Origin of the sequence: Arthrobacter sp. 2YAF22_2 (genome assembly GCF_052114645.1) — a bacterium.
Lineage (GTDB): Bacteria > Actinomycetota > Actinomycetes > Actinomycetales > Micrococcaceae > Arthrobacter.
In genome coordinates, this window is sequence record NZ_JBFRFD010000012.1 from 1 (window position 1) to 18,381 (window position 18,381).

Sequence of the window (18,381 nt, forward strand, 5' to 3'; positions counted from 1 at the left end):
CTGCAGGCATACGCCGTCCAAATGGTCTCGCCGTTCCGGCGCCTTTGGAGCGCCGGCATTCGAGGAAGGCTCCGGCAATGAACTTCTCTGTGCTTGCAGTATCGATGGATGTAGATCCCCAGGTGCTCGATCCTGGCGCGACGGCGTGGATGCTGGCAGCATCCGCCCTCGTCCTTTTGATGACCCCCGGTCTCGCCTTCTTCTACGGCGGACTGGTGCGGATGAAATCGGTCCTGAACATCATGATGATGAGCTTCGGCGCCATGGGGGTCGTTGCCGTGGTCTGGGCCCTCTGGGGCTACGGCATGGCGTTCGGCCCCGACTCGCTCAACGGCTTCATCGGCGACCCGTTCGCCAACTTCGGCCTGAGCGGACTGACCAGCAGTATCGGCAGCAAGGCCGCCGGGCTGCCGGACATGGTGTTCATCGGCTTCCAGGCGACCTTTGCCATCATCACCGTGGCGCTGATCAGCGGCGCCGTCGCCGAGCGCGTCCGGTTCGGCCCTTGGCTGCTGTTTGCAGCCTTGTGGGTCACGCTGGTCTACGCGCCGATCGCCCACTGGGTCTGGGGCGGCGGACTCTTCGGCCCGACCGGGATCATCGGGAGCAAAATCTCCGCCCTCGACTTCGCCGGCGGAACCGTCGTACATATGAACGCCGGCATGGCCGGCCTGATGCTCGCCGTGATCCTGGGCAAGCGGCTTGGCTTCATGAAGGATCCGAACATCCGCCCGCACAACCTGCCGTTCGTGATGCTCGGCGCCGGGCTGCTGTGGTTCGGCTGGTTCGGGTTCAACGCCGGCTCCGAGCTCGCGGCGGACGCCACAGCGGGCCTGGCCTGGACCAACACGCTGCTGGCAACCAGTGCTGCGCTGCTCGGCTGGCTGCTCGTGGAACGGCTCCGAGACGGGCACGCCACTTCCCTGGGCGCTGCCTCGGGTGCCGTGGCGGGGCTGGTCGCCGTCACCCCTGCGTGCGGCTTCGTCGACCCCGTCGGCGCCATCGCGATCGGCGTCATTGCGGGCGTGGTCTGTGCGCTGGCCGTCGGGCTGAAGTTCAAGATCGGCTTGGATGACTCCCTCGACGTCGTCGCCGTGCACTTTGTTGGCGGACTGTGGGGGACGCTGTCGCTGGGATTCTTTGCACTCCCGTCCGCCAAGACGGAGGGCGGACTGTTCCACGGCGGCGGCCTGTCCCAGTTCTGGCCGCAGCTGCTCACCGCGCTCATCGTCACCGTCTGGAGCGCCGTGATGACCACCCTGATCGGCTTCGCGATCCACAAGACCATAGGCATGCGGGTGTCCGAGGCGGACGAGCACTCCGGCATCGACGTGACCGAACATGCGGAGACCGCGTACGAGCTCCTGATGGTCGGCGGCAGCTTCAATCCGGGGGAACCGCACGCCGCGTTTGCTTCGGCGGAAGCCGACGGCGCCCGGATGGAAAGCCCGGGCGCCAGCGAACCGGTAGCAGGCCGGGCCTCGAGATGAGGCTCGCGGCGGGCGCCCACCTGCGGCGCCCGCCGCGGCGCAGCCACGCAGAATCCCGCTGGACCGGTAAACATTTGATGCGCATTGCAAAACTTCGAGTGTATGATGGCAGTCACACCCGCCTGACGACCCCCGAAGGAGACGCCTCTCGTGGAAGAGCTGCGCATCGAAGCCAACGGCAACCTCGGCCCCATCGATTCCTCCCGTATCCCGCGCTACGCCGGCGCCGCCACCTTTGCCCGGCTGCCGCGGGTGGACCAGGTGGCCCAGGCGGACGTCACGGTCGTCGGGGTGCCCTTCGACTCGGGCGTCTCCTACCGGCCCGGCGCACGCTTCGGCTCCAACCACGTCCGGGAAGCCAGCCGGCTGCTGCGCCCCTATAACCCGGCCTGGGACGTCAGCCCCTTCGAGAACATCCAGGTCGCCGATGCCGGAGACATGGCCGTCAACCCGTTCAACATCCACGAGGCCATCGAAACCATCCAGCAGAACGCGCTGGACCTGACAGCGGCCGGCAGCAAGCTGCTGACCCTGGGCGGGGACCACACCATTGCGCTGCCCCTGCTGCGCGCCGCGGCCGAACGCGCCGGCCAGCCCGTCGCGATGCTTCACTTCGACGCGCACCTGGACACCTGGGACACCTACTTCGGTGCCGAATACACCCACGGCACCCCGTTCCGCCGTGCGGTCGAGGAAGGCATCCTGGACACCGAGGCAATCAGCCACATCGGCACCCGCGGCCCGCTTTACGGCAAGAAAGACCTCGACGACGACCACCGCTTCGGCTTCGGCATCGTCACCTCCGCCGACGTCTACTACCAGGGCGTGCTGGAAACCGTCGCCAAGGTCCGCGACCGGATCGGCAACCGCCCGCTCTACATCTCGGTCGACATCGACGTGCTGGACCCCGCCCATGCGCCGGGCACCGGAACCCCGGAGGCCGGCGGTATAACCAGCCGCGAACTGCTCGAAATCATCCGCGGCCTCCGCGGCATGAACCTGGTGGGGGCCGACGTCGTCGAGGTCGCCCCCGCCTACGACCACGCCGACATCACCGGCGTTGCCGCCAGCCACGTCGCCTACGAACTCGTCACCCTGATGGCGGACCGCGCCGTCGATGGCGACCGGGCGGGAGCGCCCAGCGGCTACGAGGCGCAGGCCCTCGGCCGGGAAGCCCGCCGGCCGGCCGGCTTCGCCGCTCCGGCGGCCCGGCCCGTCGAGAGCGGGGTCTCCCAGTGACCGGCGTGCGCAACGGCGGCGACCTCGTCGTCGAGACCCTCGAGGCGCTCGGCGCCAAAACCGTCTTCGGCATCCCGGGCCAGCACGCCCTGGGCCTCTTCGACGCGATGGGCCGCGGCAAGCTGCACTTCGTCTCCTCSCGKGTGGAGAACAACTCGGCCTTCGCCGCGGACGGGTACTCGCGTGCCACCGGCGAAGTSGGCGTSCTCTTCCTGTCCACCGGKCCCGGCGCGCTGACCTCCCTGGCCGGGCTGCAGGAGGCCTATGCCACCGGGGTCCCCATGGTGGTTGTGGCCAGCCAGATCCCGCTGGAAGGACTCGGCGCCCGCCGCAAGGGCATGCTGCACCAGCTCGACGACCAGAAGGCCTCGGCCGCCAACGTGACCAAGAGCCAGCGGCTGATCCAGCACGCCTCCGGGATCCCGTCCGCGATCCAGGACGCCTGGACCGAGGCGATCTCCTCGCCGCAGGGTCCGGTGTGGCTGGAAATACCGCAAAACGTCCTGCTGGATCCCATCATGGTGCCGCCGGTGGAGGACGCGCTCGCCGAAGCCGCGGACAACCCGCCCCGGGTGGAACTGGTCCGCGAAGCCGTGAAGTGGCTCTCGGAGGCGAAGCGCCCCGCCATCATCGCCGGCGGCGGCACCCGCCGCGGCCGCGCGGAGAAATCGCTGCTGTCCATTGCGGAAAAGCTGCGCGCGCCGGTCATCTGCACCCCCGGCGGCAACGGCGCGTTCCCCTGGAACCATGAATTGTCGCTCCAGTCCTGGATCGAAGACCAGCACACCACCGAGCTCCTTGAGGACGCCGACGTGCTGATCGTCATCGGCTCTTCGCTGGGCGAAGTCACGTCCAACTACTTCACCTTCGAACCCCGCGGCCGGATCATCCAGATCGACGCCGAACCGCGCGTGCTCGAGTCCAACCGTCCGGGGCTGGGCATCCGGGCCGACGCCGGCCAGGCGCTCGCCGCCCTCGACGAAGCCCTGACGGAACCGCACGGCGAACGAGCGGACTGGCACGGACGCTCGCCGGAGGCCCTGGTCAAGGACACCCTGGCCAAGGTCAGGGCCCGGCTGGAATCCCAGGACCTCGGCAAGGAACTGGCGTTTATGGCCGACATCCGCGAGGCCGTCCCCGCCCAGATGCAGACGTTCTGGGACATGACGATCTCCGCGTACTGGGCCTGGAGCTGCTGGGACGCCCGCGAGGGCCAGTTCCATTCCGCCCAGGGCGCGGGCGGCCTGGGCTTCGGATTCCCGGCCGCGATCGGCGGCGCCGTGGGATTGGAGACCACCGGACGGCAGGGCGGTTCGGCGCGGGTACTGGCCGTGTCCGGCGACGGCTCGGCCATGTACTCGATCTCGGAGCTCGCCACCGCGAAGCAGCACAACGTCCCGGTCACCTGGCTGATCGTCGACGACGGCGGGTACGGCATCCTGCGCGAGTACATGGTGGGCGCGTTCGGCCAGGCCACGGCCACCGAGCTTGCCCGCCCCGACTTCGTGAAGCTGGCGGAGGCCTTCGGCGTCCCTGCCGTCCGGGTGCCCCCCGAGGGCGTGGGGGAGGCGCTGAAATCGGCCTTCGCCGCGGACGGCCCGAACGTCGTCGTCGTCGAAACGCTGCTGAAGATGTTCGCCCCGACGCACCTCGACGTCTAAGCCCCCAACCGAATCAAGCGTCCGTCCCGAACAAGTGCACGCGCCGGCGGCGCGAACCGGCACTCCAGGTCCCGCATCCGCCCGGATGCGGGACCTGACGTGTTCGTGCCCCGAGGAACGTGCTTAGTTTCCCAAAGTAATCAATTTCCTGTATTGTTGCTTAGGGCAAACAATAAAGGGGCGTCAGAACATGACAGTCGCATCGACCGCTGCAGCTCAGCTGGTCAACCAAATCTTCGATCTCCAGCGTGCCGTCCGGTGCGTTGCGGCGGCAAACCTCCGCGACGACACTGGCGTGGCGCTGCAGGGCGTGCTGCGGTTTGTGGGGGAGGGCGAAACCCGGGCCACGCAGCTTGCGGAACGGCTCGGCGTCAGCGCACCCGTGCTGAGCCGGCACCTCGCGGAGCTGGCGGGACAGGGCTATGTGGTGCGCCGGCCGGATCCGGTCGACGGCCGGGCCCAGCTGATCGCGCTCTCCCCGTCCGGGGCGGACAAGCTCCGCTCCATCGAGGCGCAGCGCGCCGCCACCCTGCAGGGTGCCCTGCTCGACTGGAGCGAGGACGACGTCGAGGAGACCGCGCAGACCCTGAAAAAACTAGCTGAATCCCTACGGAGTTCAGCCCGGGCAAAGACGGCCGGATCCACCAATACGTCCAACTTTGTTGAGGAGTAATTCTATGGCCAGCCACGCTGCCGCCGCCGGGCCGTCCCCGGCGCCCACCCCACACTCGCACCCGGCACCACAGGTGGCCATGAGCCACCGCCAGATCATGGAAGCGCTGACCGGTCTGCTGGCCGCATTCTTCACGGCCATCATCAGCAGCACCATCGTGGCCAACGCACTGCCGACCATCATGTCGGAGCTCAAGGGCACCCAGACTGACTTCGCCTGGGTGATCACGGCCGCGCTGCTGGCCAACGCCGCCACCACCCCGATCTGGGGCAAGCTCGCGGACCTGTTCGACAAGAAGTTCCTCGTGCAGTTGAGCATCGTGATCTTCGTCGCGGGCTCCGTGATGGCCGGTTTCTCGCAGACCATCCCGTTCCTGCTCACGGCCCGAGTCATCCAGGGCATCGCGATGGGCGGCCTTACGGCACTGGCCCAGGCGATCATGGGCTCGATGATCCCGCCGCGTGACCGCGGCAAGTACTCCGGCTACTTGGGCGCCGTGATGGCCGTCGGCACCGCCGGCGGCCCGCTCCTCGGCGGGTTCATCGTCGACAGCCCGCTTGGCTGGCGCTGGACCTTCTTCGTCTGCGTGCCGCTGGCAATCGTCGCCCTCATCCTCCTCCAGGTCACCCTGAAGCTGCCGCACATCAAGCGTCCGGCCAAGATCGACTGGCTGGGTTCCGTGCTCCTGACGTCCGGCGTCAGCCTGCTGCTGATCTGGGTTTCCTTCGCCGGCAACCCGGACTACTACGACTGGTGGTCCTGGCAGACGGTCGCGATGGTCGGCGGCGGTATCGTCCTGCTGGCCCTGCTGGTGGTCGTCGAATCCCGCGTGTCCCAGCCCATCATCCCGCTCAAGATCATCTCGGAGCGCACCACCGCGCTCTCCATCCTGGCCTCGGTGGCCGTGGGTGTCGCCATGTTCGGTTCCTCCGCCTTCCTCGGCCAGTACTTCCAGGTGGCCCGCGGCGCAACGCCCACCGAAGCGGGCCTGCTGACGCTGCCCATGATCGCCGGCAACCTGATCGGCTCGGTGCTGTCCGGCCAGCTGATCAGCCGCACGGGCAAGTGGAAGCGCTACCTGATTGCCGGCTCCATCCTGTTGATCGGCGGTCTCGGCCTCGCCGGGACCATCGACCACACCACCGAACTGTGGCTGACCGGTCTCTACACCGCCGTGCTGGGCCTGGGCCTGGGCCTGCTGATGCAGAACCTTGTGTTGGCCGTGCAGAACACCGTCCGCGCCACGGACATCGGCACCGCCAGCGCCTCAGTGGCGTTCTTCCGCTCCGTCGGCGGCGCCATCGGCGTTTCGGTGCTGGGCGCCGTCCTGGGCAACCGGGTCAAGGAACTTGCCACCCAGGGCCTGGCCAAGGCAGGCATTCCCGTTACGGGCGGCTCGGGCGGCGGCAGCATGGACCTCAAGGACCTGCCTCCGCAGATCCGCGACATCATGCGCGCAGCCTATGGCGACGCGACGGCGGAAATCTTCATGATTTCGGCGATCGTCGGCATCGTGGCCCTGGTTGCGGTGCTGTTCATCAAGGAAAAGCCGCTGCGGCGCACGGTTGACCTCCAGCCGGAGACGTCCGCGTCCGCGGCCGTCACCGGGTCCGGAGCCGACGTCGACGCCGGGGCAGCCGCCCACGCCGTCGCCGCCTCCGGCCACGCCCCGGGTTCCGGCGCTCCCGCCACCGGCATCGTCGACCTGGACCGCGAATTCCTCGAGGTCCTCACCCGGCAGCGGGCCAACGGGTCCCATTTCCCGGAAGCCGCCCGGCTGGACCGGGGGAGCCGGGATGACCGGGAGAACACCCAAAACGGCGGCGAGGCCAGGGCCGAGCGTGAAGGCGCCCGCCTCCGGGCCCGGACGCTGGTAGCCGAGGCGCGGGCCGACCACACCGACGTCGTGCCGCTGCTGCTGGAAACGCAGCGGCTGCTCGCCGAGCAACAGGTCCAGTTGGCCGACGCGCTCCGCGCCGTCCACGAGCAGGCCGCCGAACAGCGCGCGATTGCCGCCGAGCAGTCGCGGGTCAGYGACCAGCTGACCATCCTCCGCCGCCAGCTGGCGAAGGAACGCAAGCTGCAGCGCGCCGCCGCCGAGTACATCGCCACCCACGGCCGGCACCGCGACGCGTAGGCCGTCCGCGAGCCAAAGCGCGAAAACAAACTCCGAAGCGGCCCCGCGGCTCCCCACCAGGGAGCTGCGGGGCCGCTTTCCAGCCGGCCAAGGATTTCGTAGAGTAGGACGGCTAAGGCTGTCGGCCCCAGCTGCTACTACTTCTTTATTCGCCTAGTGCGATATTTCCTTCTGCGTTTCATGAACCCCTGCTAAGGACCCGTGGGCATGCTTGTCACCCTYATACGGCGCTACTCCAAGCCGTATCTGCCGTATATCGCGGCCGTCATCGTCTTCCAGTTGGCCTCCACCATCGCGGCCCTCTACCTGCCCAGCCTCAACGCCCAGATCATCGACGAGGGCGTCTCCCGTGGCGACACGGACTACATCTGGCGCACCGGCGGGCTCATGCTCGGCGTCGCCCTGGTCCAGGTGGTCACCGCGATCGCGGGCGTCTACTTCGGTTCCAAGGCCGCGATGGCCATCGGCCGGGACCTGCGCCGGGGCGTGTTCCGTAAGGTCAGCAGCTTCTCCGCCCGGGACGTCAACGTCTTCGGCGCCCCGACGCTGATCACCCGCGGCACCAACGATGTCCAGCAGGTYCAGATGCTCATGCTGATGGGGCTGAACTTCATGGTGGCAACGCCCATCATGTGCATCGGCGGCATCGTCATGGCCCTCCGCGAGGACCTCAACCTGTCCTGGCTGGTTTGGGTCGCCGTCCCGCTCCTGGTGGTCGTGGTCGGCTACATCGTGGTCCGACTGATGCCGCTCTTCCGCTCCATGCAGGCCAAGATCGACCGTCTCAACGGCATCCTGCGCGAGCAGATCATCGGCATCCGCGTGGTCCGTGCCTTCGTCCGCGAGCCGCACGAGGCGCAGCGCTTCGGCGCGGCGAACAAGGAACTCACCGACGTCTCGCTGAAGATCGGCTCCTTGTTCGTGCTGATGTTCCCGGCGATCGGCATGATCCTGCACGTGTCCACCGCCGCCGTCCTGTGGTTCGGCGGCCAGCGCGTGGACGCCGGAGAAATGCAGGTGGGTTCGCTCACGGCCTTCCTGCAGTACCTGCTGCAGATCCTGATGGCGGTCATGATGGGCACCTTCATGGCGATGATGATCCCGCGCGCCTCGGTCTGCGCGGACCGGATCGGCGAGGTGCTCGACGTCGAACCCTCCATCCACGAACCGCTCACCCCAGTCGTCCCCGCCGCCAAAACCGGCCGGGTGGAGTTCCGGAACGTCTCCTTCGCCTACCCTGGCGCCGAGGCGCCGGTGCTCAGCGACATCAGCTTCACCGCCGAGCCGGGCCAGACCGTGGCGATCATCGGCTCCACCGGATCCGGCAAGACCACGCTGCTGGCCCTGCTGCCGCGGCTCTTTGACGCCGCCTCGGGTGAGGTGCTGCTCGACGGTGTCCCGGTCACCGAGCTGGACCGCGCCGAGATCACCGGGCGCGTCGCGATGGTGCCGCAACGGCCGTACCTGTTCTCCGGCACGATCGAGCACAACCTGCGCTTCGGCAAACCCGAAGCCACCGACGAGCAACTCTGGGACGCCCTCACCGTGGCCCAGGCCGCCGACTTTGTGACCGAGAAGAAGGACGGACTCGGCGCCCGGATCGCGCAGGGCGGCACCAACGTCTCCGGCGGCCAGCGCCAGCGGCTCTGCATCGCCCGGGCGCTCGTCACCGAGCCCAAGGTCTTCCTGTTCGACGACTCCTTCTCGGCCCTCGACGTCGCCACCGACGCCAGGCTCAGGAAGGCGCTCAAGGCCAAAACCGCCGACGCCACGGTGATCATCGTGGGCCAGCGCGTCTCCACCATCGCGGACGCGGACCAGATCCTGGTCCTGGACAACGGCCGGATCGTGGACCGTGGCACCCACGACGAGCTCCTGGCGAGCTCCAGTACCTACCAGGAAATCGTCGAATCCCAGCTGACCGCGGAGGCAATTGCGTGAGCACCAACGAAAAGCTCAGCCACGAAACCGCGGGCCCGGCAACGGACCAGACGCCTGCGGTTCCCGCCTCGGCGCCCGTAGAAGCTCCCGAGGAGGACTTCCACGAGGAGGAATTCACCCCGGGCGAGGCCGACGGCGGCATGTTCGGCGCCGCGCCGGCGAAGAAAGCCCAGCATTTCTGGCCCTCGGCCAAGCGGCTCATGGGCCTGCTGAAACCCGAACGCGCCGGCATCGCCGCCGTGCTCGCGCTGGTGACGGTCGCCGTCGTCCTCAACGTGATCGCGCCACGCATCCTGGGCCAGGCCATGGACGTGATCTTCGGGGGAGTGATCGGCAAGCAGCTGCCTGCCGGTGCCACCAAAGATCAGTTCATCGCCGGACTGCGCTCGCAGGGCAATGACAACTTCGCCGACATGCTGGCCCGGATGGACGTCGTCCCCGGCACGGGCATCGACTTCCAGAAGCTTGCCTTCCTGATCAGCGTGGTGCTGGTGATGTACTTCGTCGCCAACATCTTCCTGTGGTTGCAGGGCTACGTCCTGAACGTACTCGTCATGCGGGTGGTCCGCAGGCTGCGCGACGACACCGAGAAGAAGCTCAACAAGCTCCCGCTGGGCTACTTCGACACCCGCCAGCGCGGCGATATCCTCTCCCGCGTCACCAACGACGTCGACAACATCCAGCAGGCGCTCCAACAGGCCTTCGCGCAGCTGGTGAACTCCGCCCTGACCGTGCTCGGCATCGTGATCATGATGTTCATCGTGTCCTGGCAGCTGGCGCTGATCGCCCTCATCGCGCTGCCGCTCTCCGGCGTGGCCGCAGGCATCATCGGCGCGCGCAGCCAGAAGCTCTTCGCCGCGCAGTGGAAGAACACCGGTGCGCTCAACGGCCAGATCGAGGAATCGTTCTCCGGCCACGACCTGGTCCGCGTGTTCGGCCGCGACGCCGACATGCTGGCACGCTTCGACGAGCGGAACGAGGAGCTCTACAAGGCCAGTTTCGGCGCCCAGTTCGTCTCCGGCATGATCATGCCGGTCATGCAGTTCGTCTCCTATCTCAGCTACGTCGGGATCGCCGTCGTCGGCGGCCTGCGGGTGGCCTCGGGCGGCATGAGCCTGGGCGACGCGACGGCGTTCATCCAGTACTCGCGTGAGTTCACCCAGCCGCTGGGCCAGATGGCCGGCATGGCCAACATGCTGCAGTCCGGCGTGGCCTCCGCCGAGCGGGTCTTCGAATTCCTCGACGCCGACGAACAGGACGCCGAGACCGCCGCCGAGCACCTCCCGGCCAAGACCGACGGACACGTCGACTTCCGGCACGTCACCTTCAGCTACTCCCCGGACAAGCCGCTGATCGAGGACCTGTCCTTCACCGCCGAGCCCGGGCACACCGTAGCCATCGTCGGGCCGACCGGCGCCGGCAAGACCACGCTGGTGAACCTCGTGATGCGCTTCTATGAGCTCAATTCCGGCAGCATCACCCTCGACGGCGTCGACGTCACCAGGCTCAGCCGCGCGGAACTGCGGTCCAAGGTGGGCATGGTCCTGCAGGACGCCTGGCTGTTCGGCGGCACGATTTACGAGAACATCCGTTACRGCAAGCTGGACGCCACCGAGGAGCAGATCATGGCGGCGGCGAAAGCCACGTTCGTGGACCGCTTCGTGCGGGCACTGCCCGATGGCTACAACACGGTCATCGACGAGGAAGGCAACAATGTCAGCGCCGGCGAGAAGCAGCTGATCACCATCGCCCGCGCTTTCGTGGCGGACCCCTCGCTGCTGATTCTCGACGAGGCCACCAGCTCGGTGGACACCCGGACCGAGGCCCTGGTCCAAAAGGCCATGGCCGCGCTCCGCACCGAGCGGACCAGCTTCGTGATCGCCCACCGGCTCTCCACCATCCGGGACGCGGACACCATCCTCGTGATGGAGGCCGGCCGGATCGTCGAACAAGGCCGTCACGGCGAACTGCTGGGACTCCAGGGCGCCTACTATCGCCTGTATATGTCCCAGTTCGCCGGTGAGGACGCCGAAACGGCCTTTTCGGAAGACCCGGCCGATGAGGCGACGGCGGTGCACAGCTGAGCGCCGCCGGCCACGTTCCCGAGTCCCGGCGCCTCGAGGTGCGGGTGCCGATGCGCTGGGGGGACATGGACGCGTACGGCCACATCAACAACGTCCAACTCGTCCGGGTCCTGGAGGAGGCCCGGATTGCCGCCTTCGGGCCGCCGCGCGGCGCCGGCCTGCCCGGGATCGAGCCCGAGGTGGCGCTGTTCAACGAGGTCCCGGCCGGCACCCTGGCGCTCGTCGTGGAGCACAAGATTCGCTACGTCCGGACGCTGGAGTACCGCAACGTTCCCGCCGTAGTGCAGCTGTGGATCGGCGCCGTCAAGGGCGCCAGCTTCGATATCCACTACCTCGTCCAGGATCCCGTCACCGGCGAGGACTGCGTCCGGGCGAGCAGCCACTTGGCGTTCGTGGACGAGGCGACCGGGCGGGTGCTGCGGCTGACCCCGGAACAGAAGGCAAAGCTGGCGCCCTTCACGGCGCCCCGCCAGACGCACTAGTCCCTACCTCAGCCGCCGGTTCGGTCCTAGACTGAACTGGCCCGGGCCCCGCGGGGAGCCAGCACCGGGAGGCCTGAACACTGGAAGCTAGGAGCACGACCATGGCGAAGCGAAGCAAGATGAAAGCGCGGAAGAAGACCTGGAAGGAACTCTCGCCGATGGCGAAGTTCGGCACCCTCACGGCTGCCGTGGTTCAAATTTCATTGTTGATCGCCGCCCAGCGCGATATTTCACGTCGCCCGGCGGAGGAGATCCGCGGCAGCAAGGCGTTGTGGCGGGCTGCCACGCTGATCAACTTCGTCGGTCCGGGCAGCTATTTCACCTTCGGCGTCAAGCGCCCCGCGGCCGCCAAATAACCCGGCCCGCGGTGCTCCGCCGGAAGCGCGGTGGAAAGCTACTGTCCGGTAGCACTTGGTCGAGCCCGAATGCGGGTGTTCAGCTTTAGCCTGTAAATTGGAGGTATGACCCCAGCCAAGAAGCCTGCCATGCACCGTGCCCTCGGCATCTCCAAGGAGATCGAAGACGCGGCGTGGTTCGTGCTCGGCCCGGGCCTGCTGGGCAAGGCGTCGGCGCTCGATGGCCGCACCCGTACCTGGTCGGTTCCGGCGGCCGCGGAGCTGCTGGAGCGACTCGAGCGCGGCGTCCCGGACCCCAAGGCGCCGATGATGACGAACCTCCGCGAGAACCTCGAGGGTGCCACCCGCGGGGCCAAACAGCTGGCCGTCGAACTGTTGTTCCTGCAGTCGCTGCCGCTGGCGCACGAGGTTAAATCGCTGAAGGTCAAGCGCGCCCGGGTGGCTGAGGCGGCCTCCTGGCTGGAGCCGCCGCTGGAGCTGCCCGATGAACTGTATGCCGGCATGACGGACCACGGCGTCATCCGGGACCGCACCGCAGAATTCAACTGGACCATTTGGGACCACCTGAAGTGGCTGTGCCGTTTTGTGCAGCATGTCGCGCAGCGCCCCGCCGGCGTCGTCCAGGCCGCGGTCAGAGACCCGCTGGCCTTCCACGCCCTCATCGCGGGCACCCCCGATGACCAGCCGGCGATCCGGCGCAGCATCGAGTTCCTGGTCTGGCCCAGCTATTTTGAACCCATCGTGGCCGACGTCGAACGCCAGGAGATCCGGGATGCCTTCGCCTCCCTGGTCGGTGGCGCCCATGGGGAATCGGACGAGGAGGTGTCCGCGGACATCCATCGCATCCGGCTGCACCTTGACGAGCAGGCCGGGCAGCGGATCGACTGGTACTCCCGCCAGCTGGTCAGCCAGTGGCGTAAGGTGGGCGATCCCGGCCGCCGCGCCTGGCTGCTGCGCAGCCACCACGACAACGCCGAAGTGCTCGCCGCCTGGCAGGACGAGGAAGCGGTGACGCTCGACGTCGAACATCTCCGCCTGCTCGATACCGGCGTGACCGCCGGCGTGGTCCAGCACGCCGTGGACGAAGACTACAAACACCTCAGCTACGTGGAGCGCGAAGACACCAAGTCGGCCGTTTTCGCTTTCCTGACGGTGATGAAGCCGGGCGACCTCACGCTGTACCAAAGCTCCGGTGCCGTCCGAGTGGGCGTGGTGCTGGGCGAACCCGAACACCAGCAGGACAACCGCAGGCTGCGCCGCAAGGTCCGCTGGTTCGACGAGGCCCACGCCGTGGCGGACCTGCCCAGGCACGTGCAGCGGCAGCTGGCCAGCTCCGGCATCATCGTGGACGTCACCAGGGTGATCCAGGCGCTCGACACGCTGCTGCCGGCCGAAGCGGAAGAGGAGCAGGGCGGCGGCTCCGAGCCGGACGCCGTCGTCGAAGCCGTCCCGGAGGGCTTCCGTCCGCTGACGGAGGAGTTTGCCGCGTCCCTGCACATGGACCTGGAACCGCTGCAGGAGATCGCCGAACTGCTGGCGGACAACCGGCAGCTGGTGCTCTACGGCCCGCCCGGCACCGGCAAGACCTACCTGGCCAAGCATCTGGCCGCCGAACTGGCGGGTGACCCGAGCGACGAGCGGGTCAAACTCGTCCAGTTCCACCCCTCCTACGCCTACGAGGACTTTTTCGAGGGCTACCGGCCGGACAAGACCGACGAAGGCCAGGTGTCCTTCAAACTGGTCGCCGGGCCGTTGCGCCGGCTCGCCGAGGAGGCCGCGAAACCCGGCAATGAAAGCAAACCGTACTTCCTGATCATCGATGAGATGAACCGGGCGAACCTGGCGAAGGTCTTCGGCGAGCTGTACTTCCTGCTGGAGTACCGCGACGACCGGATCTACCTGCAGTACAGCCCCACGGAGCCGTTCTCGCTGCCGGACAACCTGTACATCATCGGCACGATGAACACCGCGGACCGTTCCATCGCGATGATGGACGCCGCCATCCGCCGCCGGTTCTCCTTCATCGAGCTGCACCCCAAGACGGAGCCGGTGAAGGGCACACTGCTGCGCTTCCTGCAGGCCCGCGGCCTGGACACGACGCCGGCGCTGCTGCTCGATGAGCTGAACAACGCGATCGACGAGTGGGACCGCGACCTGATGATCGGTCCGTCCTACTTCATGAAGAAGGCCGCCCAGACCCCCACCGGGCTGCGCCGGATCTGGAAGTACGAGCTGATGCCGCTGCTCGAGGAGCACTACCACGGCCAGCTCAACCGGGCGCAGTTGGAGGAGCGGTTCGGGCTGGAGCAACTGCTGGGCCGCCTTGCGCGCGTCTAGCGTTGCCGGTTCGTTCCGCCACATCGTCCTGGACGAACTGTCCGGGGGCGTGGTGGAACGGATCGACCCCGGCAGCGCCGCCTACATCAACGGCAGCGGACTGGCCAAGGCCGCGCCGCTGGGGCTGGGCTTGTTCCGGATCGAACCCGTCGGCAAGGTCGGTTCGGTGCGCACTCCCTCGGTGCAGCTGGAAGTGCGGCCCAAGGAGCGGCTGGGCCTGAGCCGGCTGTTGTTCCTGCTCGGCTACACGGAGAACCAGGGCTTCCGGGACGACGACGTCGCCGCCGTCGAGGACACCGACCTCTGGAGCGCCCTGGCCGAGTCGCTGGCACAGCTCGCGGACCGCGCCCTCAGCCGCGGAGTTCTGCAGGGGTACCTGAATGTCGACGAGTCACTGCGCACAGTCAAGGGCCGGATCCGGATTTCGGACCAGATCTCGCGCCGTCCCGGCATGCTGGTGCCGCTCGAAGTTTCCTACGACGAGTTCACCGAGGACATCCCGGAAAACCGCATCCTGCGGGCGGCCCTCGAACGCATGGCGCAGGTGCCGGGGGTGCGCGCGGACGTGCTCAGCCGCCTGCGGCGGTTGAAGGGAAAGCTCGACGCCGTGACGCCCCTGCAGTCCGGCGCCCCGCTGCCGCCATGGCGGGCCAGCCGGATGAACACCCGCTACCACGCGGCCCTGCGGCTCGCGGAGGTCATCCTGCGCAACGCCTCGGCCGAGGCCGGGGACGGCAAGCAGCATTCGGCGTCGTTTGTGGTGGACATGTCCAAGGTGTTTGAGGACTTTGTCGGGACCGCGCTCCGGGAGGCGATGGCCGCGTACCCGGGGGAGATGCGGCTGCGGTACAACTCGATGCTGAACGAGGCGGTGCGGGACTCGGACCGGATCATGGTGCAGCCGGGCGCGGTGCATCTACTGGGTGGCCGGCCGGTGATGGTGTACGACGCCAAGTACATCGCCGCGTCCGACATCGGGGCCTCGCTCTCCGTCGACCACTACCGGATGCTGGCGTACTGCACCTCGCTCCGGGTGCCCACAGCGTGGTTGGTCTATGCGGGCCCGGGCGAGATCAAACTGCGGCGGATCCTCAACACGGACATTGACGTAGTGGAATTCCCGCTGGACCTGTCCCTGCCGCCGTCGAAAATTCTGGCGTCCGTGGCGGACCTGGCGCAGCAATCGTGGGGCGAGGTTGTGCGTCAGGCGACGATCAGCCGCTGACGTATTTCCGCCGCTGACTGCGTCCTGCCGGTCGTGTCCCGCCGGTCTAGGCCGAATCGTCCTGCAGGGTTGTGGAGACGGACAGCAGGTGGTCCAGGAGCGCCTTCTCAGGCCGTCCGGGATGGTTCGCTACGTGCCAGCGGAGCTGTTCCCGGACGCCGGCCTCGTCGGGCTTGGTGTCCAGGAGGATTGCGTCGATGATGGCGGAAACCTGCTGCCGCAGCGGCTCCAGATCCTCGACGGGCGCGGGGCTCCAAGCGGCGTGCCGGGTATGGTTCTCGGCGGACAACATCAAGTGCGGCATTGTGCTTCTCCTGCGGAGTAATTAGTACCCAGCGTACTGGCCAATAGAGTCCTAGTCCCCGAATCTCGATCGTAGCCTAGGCAGGCCAGTCTGTCTCGCCTCAGGCGGAAGACCTGAAGGGCTTCGTCAACCAAAACTCGGTGCTGCTGAGATTACCGGCGCCCCTGCGCGATTTTCCGGATCTCGCGTACGAATTATTTTCGCGTCGCGGCGTCGGCGGCGGCGGGGCGTGCCGCCGGGGAGCCGCGGTGGGGGCCGCATCGCCATCGCGCGGTTCGCGCGGTCAGCCCGGGCGGTTGAGGAATGCCTCGAGCTGGTCTTCCAGGGCGGAGAGGTCTTTGAGCTCGCATTCCCAGACGGTGAGCACGTCCCAGCCCGAGCTTTCGAGCAGGCGGCGCTGTTCGGCGTCGCGGTTCCGGGTGCGGGTCCGCTTGGTCTCCCAGAACTCGGAGTTGGATTTGGGCGCATGCTGGCCGACCCGGCAGTCGTGGAAGTGCCAGAAGCAGCCGTTGACGAAGATGACTTTGTGGCGACCGGCGAACACCAGGTCGGGATTTCCGGGCAGCCTGCCGCCGCGGGTGGTGCCATGCAGCCGGTATCGGTAGCCCTTGGCGTGCAGCATCCGGCGGATCAGCAGTTCCGGCTTGGTGTTTTTGCCCCGGATGCGGGACATGTTCCAGCTGCGCCGCTCCGGGGTCAGACTGTCCGCCATGGTTTAAGTCTAGGCAGCGGACCGTGACTGCGGTTTGTCCTAGATCTCCCGCTCGGGGTGTTCGCCGAACTGGAAGTGACGACCGGTGAGCGACGTCGGGTCGATTTCGACGTAGAAGTCCTTCAACGTCGGCACCCACGGTTTGAGCCCCAGTGACTCGGCGGCGGCGATCTCCGCCGACTGTTCCAGTGCGCGTGCCGTGCCGTGGAGCACCACCGACCAGGCTTCGTCGGAGAGGATGCCGTCCGTTTCAAACAGCACCTTCGAATTGATGGTCAGCTCCGCCAGCTTGTTGCCGGGCGCCGTGCGGATATAGAGCTTGCGGTTACTGACCGCGTAGTTGACCGGAAAAATGTCCGGTTCGCCGGCCACCGTGACGACAAGGCGGCCGTGTTTTGTTCCTTCGATGAGCTTCCAGCTTTGGTCGTCGGTCAGGTACAGGATCGGGCTGCCGTCTGCGTGTTCGAACATCATGGGCTCATTGTTCTATTCGGCGTAGAAAAACGCCAGAGGCCAGGGAAGGTGAATGCTTTTTGGGCGGGTTCGCTCCGGTCACTGCGGGGTTGGCTGATCGCATGCTGAGGCGGCGGCCGGAACCAAGTGGCTGTGGATAACTCTTACCGTCGGAATGTGATCTCAGTTACCCTTAGGCATTGTTTGGATTCAGGCGTCTTGATTTCCTATCGGGGGATTAGCTGAACATGACACTCCGCACTCCAACCGCCAGCCGCCGGCAAACCGCCGCAGCCGCACTGCTGGCCGCCTTGCTTTTTGCGGCAACGGCCTGCACCGGTAGCCAGGCGCCCGCAACTACGGGACCGAGTCCGGAGTCCCCTCGCTCGTCAGCTTCCGCCACCACGACTCCCACCTCGACGCCGACCGCCAGTTACAAGCCGGCCGACGCCACTGGGAGGGCGCAAAACGTCCCGATCCCGGTACTTCCGGAGGCCGCCAAAGCGGAGACCAAGGAGGGCGCAATCGCATTCGCCAAGCACTGGTTTAGCCTTCTCAGCTACGGATATGAAACAGGAGACGTGGAGCCACTGAATTCCGTCACGTCCAGCGACTGCGAACCGTGTGCGAAGGCCAAGAACGTCATTGGCGCGTGGAACGAAGACGGGAAGTGGCTGGTGGGCGGGACCCTCACCACTCCCTCGGTAAGCACAGAATTCGTGAAGGGCTCGGACGCGACATATCAAGTTGCCGTTCAAGCCCGACAGAGAGCGCTGACGTATATCAGAAAGGACGGGAGCGTCGCTCGCAGTGACCCAGCCCCAGATGACACTGGAAACCTGCTGTTCGTCTCCTTCGCCGACGGCGCATGGAGACTCGTCAACATTGGCAGAATCGTAGGTTGAAACGTGCGCGCCCAGTCTGTAAGCAAAGCATGGGCGGGGGTCCTAACTCTTGTTGCGTTCATGTGCCTTTTGTTCCCAGGTGCCACCCCCGGGCAAGCGGATTCAGATATCTTTGGAGACTGGCGGCCCGATGGTGCCCAACTTGCCGGATGGAGTTGGGACGAAGCCACGAGAACATTCGTACACCAAGAACCAGGTTCTGTTTCAGCCGACCCCTTCCAGTACAAGTACGAACTCCAATGTCATCTCGGAGGGGGCGACTTCGATACCAAGTGCCTAGCTGCCCTGGTGGACTGCAAAAACGGCCCCGACGGCAAAGACGGGATCCTGCTGACGGCAGCGGACTGGCCACGCGTGGTCGATCTGGACGCGCGCCTGGCGC

At 66.9% G+C, this 18,381-nt stretch carries 15 protein-coding genes; 12 read left to right on the forward strand and 3 right to left on the reverse strand.

Annotation, left to right across the window (positions count from 1 at the left end):
• The first annotated feature begins 77 nt into the window (after positions 1 to 77).
• From AB4Y86_RS01275 to AB4Y86_RS01325, 11 genes are all read left to right on the forward strand, one after another.
• Positions 78 to 1,490, forward strand: coding sequence for an ammonium transporter (locus AB4Y86_RS01275; protein ID WP_441399621.1), 1,413 nt, complete (start codon positions 78 to 80; stop codon positions 1,488 to 1,490).
• Positions 1,491 to 1,640: 150 nt separating this feature from the next.
• The gene (gene speB / locus AB4Y86_RS01280) at positions 1,641 to 2,729 is read left to right on the forward strand and encodes an agmatinase (protein ID WP_441399622.1); all 1,089 of its coding nucleotides are present in this window, start codon (positions 1,641 to 1,643) and stop codon (positions 2,727 to 2,729) included.
• Positions 2,726 to 4,390, forward strand: coding sequence for a thiamine pyrophosphate-binding protein (locus tag AB4Y86_RS01285; protein ID WP_441399623.1), 1,665 nt, complete (start codon positions 2,726 to 2,728; stop codon positions 4,388 to 4,390). Before speB ends, AB4Y86_RS01285 begins: the two co-directional genes overlap by 4 nt.
• Before the next feature lie 190 nt (positions 4,391 to 4,580).
• Positions 4,581 to 5,063 carry a MarR family winged helix-turn-helix transcriptional regulator gene (locus AB4Y86_RS01290; RefSeq protein ID WP_441399624.1) on the forward strand — a complete coding sequence of 161 codons (483 nt, stop codon included), beginning with the start codon at positions 4,581 to 4,583 and terminating at the stop codon, positions 5,061 to 5,063.
• Positions 5,064 to 5,067: 4 nt separating this feature from the next.
• Positions 5,068 to 7,200 carry an MFS transporter gene (locus tag AB4Y86_RS01295; protein WP_441399625.1) on the forward strand — a complete coding sequence of 711 codons (2,133 nt, stop codon included), beginning with the start codon at positions 5,068 to 5,070 and terminating at the stop codon, positions 7,198 to 7,200.
• Positions 7,201 to 7,407: 207 nt separating this feature from the next.
• Positions 7,408 to 9,141: an ABC transporter ATP-binding protein gene (locus AB4Y86_RS01300; RefSeq protein ID WP_441399626.1), complete on the forward strand. Its 1,734-nt coding sequence runs from the start codon at positions 7,408 to 7,410 to the stop codon at positions 9,139 to 9,141.
• 140 nt (positions 9,142 to 9,281) lie between these two features.
• Positions 9,282 to 11,225 carry an ABC transporter ATP-binding protein gene (locus AB4Y86_RS01305; RefSeq protein ID WP_441399635.1) on the forward strand — a complete coding sequence of 648 codons (1,944 nt, stop codon included), beginning with the start codon at positions 9,282 to 9,284 and terminating at the stop codon, positions 11,223 to 11,225.
• Between the two features lie 50 nt (positions 11,226 to 11,275).
• A complete protein-coding gene (locus AB4Y86_RS01310) occupies positions 11,276 to 11,707 on the forward strand; it encodes an acyl-CoA thioesterase (protein ID WP_441399627.1) in 432 nt (143 codons plus the stop codon).
• A 101-nt stretch (positions 11,708 to 11,808) separates the two neighbouring features.
• Positions 11,809 to 12,063 (forward strand): hypothetical protein, encoded by a 255-nt coding sequence (locus tag AB4Y86_RS01315; protein ID WP_441399628.1) that lies wholly within the window; start codon positions 11,809 to 11,811, stop codon positions 12,061 to 12,063.
• Positions 12,064 to 12,168: 105 nt separating this feature from the next.
• Positions 12,169 to 14,400, forward strand: coding sequence for an McrB family protein (locus AB4Y86_RS01320; protein WP_441399629.1), 2,232 nt, complete (start codon positions 12,169 to 12,171; stop codon positions 14,398 to 14,400).
• Positions 14,387 to 15,625 (forward strand): 5-methylcytosine restriction system specificity protein McrC, encoded by a 1,239-nt coding sequence (locus AB4Y86_RS01325; protein WP_441399630.1) that lies wholly within the window; start codon positions 14,387 to 14,389, stop codon positions 15,623 to 15,625. The genes AB4Y86_RS01320 and AB4Y86_RS01325 overlap by 14 nt, the downstream gene beginning before the upstream one ends.
• Before the next feature lie 46 nt (positions 15,626 to 15,671).
• Here the strand turns inward: AB4Y86_RS01325 and AB4Y86_RS01330 are convergent, their stop codons facing one another.
• The 3 genes from AB4Y86_RS01330 to AB4Y86_RS01340 all read right to left on the reverse strand — a co-directional run bounded on the left by AB4Y86_RS01330 (position 15,672) and on the right by AB4Y86_RS01340 (position 17,115).
• Positions 15,672 to 15,929 (reverse strand): hypothetical protein, encoded by a 258-nt coding sequence (locus AB4Y86_RS01330; RefSeq protein ID WP_441399631.1) that lies wholly within the window; start codon positions 15,927 to 15,929, stop codon positions 15,672 to 15,674.
• Positions 15,930 to 16,212: 283 nt separating this feature from the next.
• Positions 16,213 to 16,641 (reverse strand): very short patch repair endonuclease, encoded by a 429-nt coding sequence (locus AB4Y86_RS01335; protein ID WP_441399632.1) that lies wholly within the window; start codon positions 16,639 to 16,641, stop codon positions 16,213 to 16,215.
• A gap of 39 nt (positions 16,642 to 16,680) precedes the next feature.
• The gene (locus AB4Y86_RS01340) at positions 16,681 to 17,115 is read right to left on the reverse strand and encodes a pyridoxamine 5'-phosphate oxidase family protein (protein WP_441399633.1); all 435 of its coding nucleotides are present in this window, start codon (positions 17,113 to 17,115) and stop codon (positions 16,681 to 16,683) included.
• Positions 17,116 to 17,342: 227 nt separating this feature from the next.
• On the opposite strand from AB4Y86_RS01340, the gene AB4Y86_RS01345 reads away from it, so the two are divergent.
• Positions 17,343 to 17,999, forward strand: a complete 657-nt coding sequence (locus tag AB4Y86_RS01345; protein ID WP_441399634.1) for a DUF6318 family protein — start codon at positions 17,343 to 17,345, stop codon at positions 17,997 to 17,999.
• The last annotated feature ends 382 nt before the right edge of the window (positions 18,000 to 18,381 follow it).

What these genes read in the sequence shown, in the direction of transcription:
- AB4Y86_RS01275 (WP_441399621.1), top strand. Translation starts at nt 78, where the DNA reads ATGAACTTCTCTGTGCTTGCAGTATCGATGGATGTAGATCCCCAGGTG.
- AB4Y86_RS01290 (WP_441399624.1), top strand. Translation starts at nt 4,581, where the DNA reads ATGACAGTCGCATCGACCGCTGCAGCTCAGCTGGTCAACCAAATCTTC.
- AB4Y86_RS01310 (WP_441399627.1), top strand. Translation starts at nt 11,276, where the DNA reads ATGCGCTGGGGGGACATGGACGCGTACGGCCACATCAACAACGTCCAA.
- AB4Y86_RS01315 (WP_441399628.1), top strand. Translation starts at nt 11,809, where the DNA reads ATGGCGAAGCGAAGCAAGATGAAAGCGCGGAAGAAGACCTGGAAGGAA.
- AB4Y86_RS01320 (WP_441399629.1), top strand. Translation starts at nt 12,169, where the DNA reads ATGACCCCAGCCAAGAAGCCTGCCATGCACCGTGCCCTCGGCATCTCC.
- AB4Y86_RS01330 (WP_441399631.1), bottom strand. Translation starts at nt 15,929, where the DNA reads ATGCCGCACTTGATGTTGTCCGCCGAGAACCATACCCGGCACGCCGCT.
- AB4Y86_RS01335 (WP_441399632.1), bottom strand. Translation starts at nt 16,641, where the DNA reads ATGGCGGACAGTCTGACCCCGGAGCGGCGCAGCTGGAACATGTCCCGC.
- AB4Y86_RS01340 (WP_441399633.1), bottom strand. Translation starts at nt 17,115, where the DNA reads ATGATGTTCGAACACGCAGACGGCAGCCCGATCCTGTACCTGACCGAC.
- AB4Y86_RS01345 (WP_441399634.1), top strand. Translation starts at nt 17,343, where the DNA reads ATGACACTCCGCACTCCAACCGCCAGCCGCCGGCAAACCGCCGCAGCC.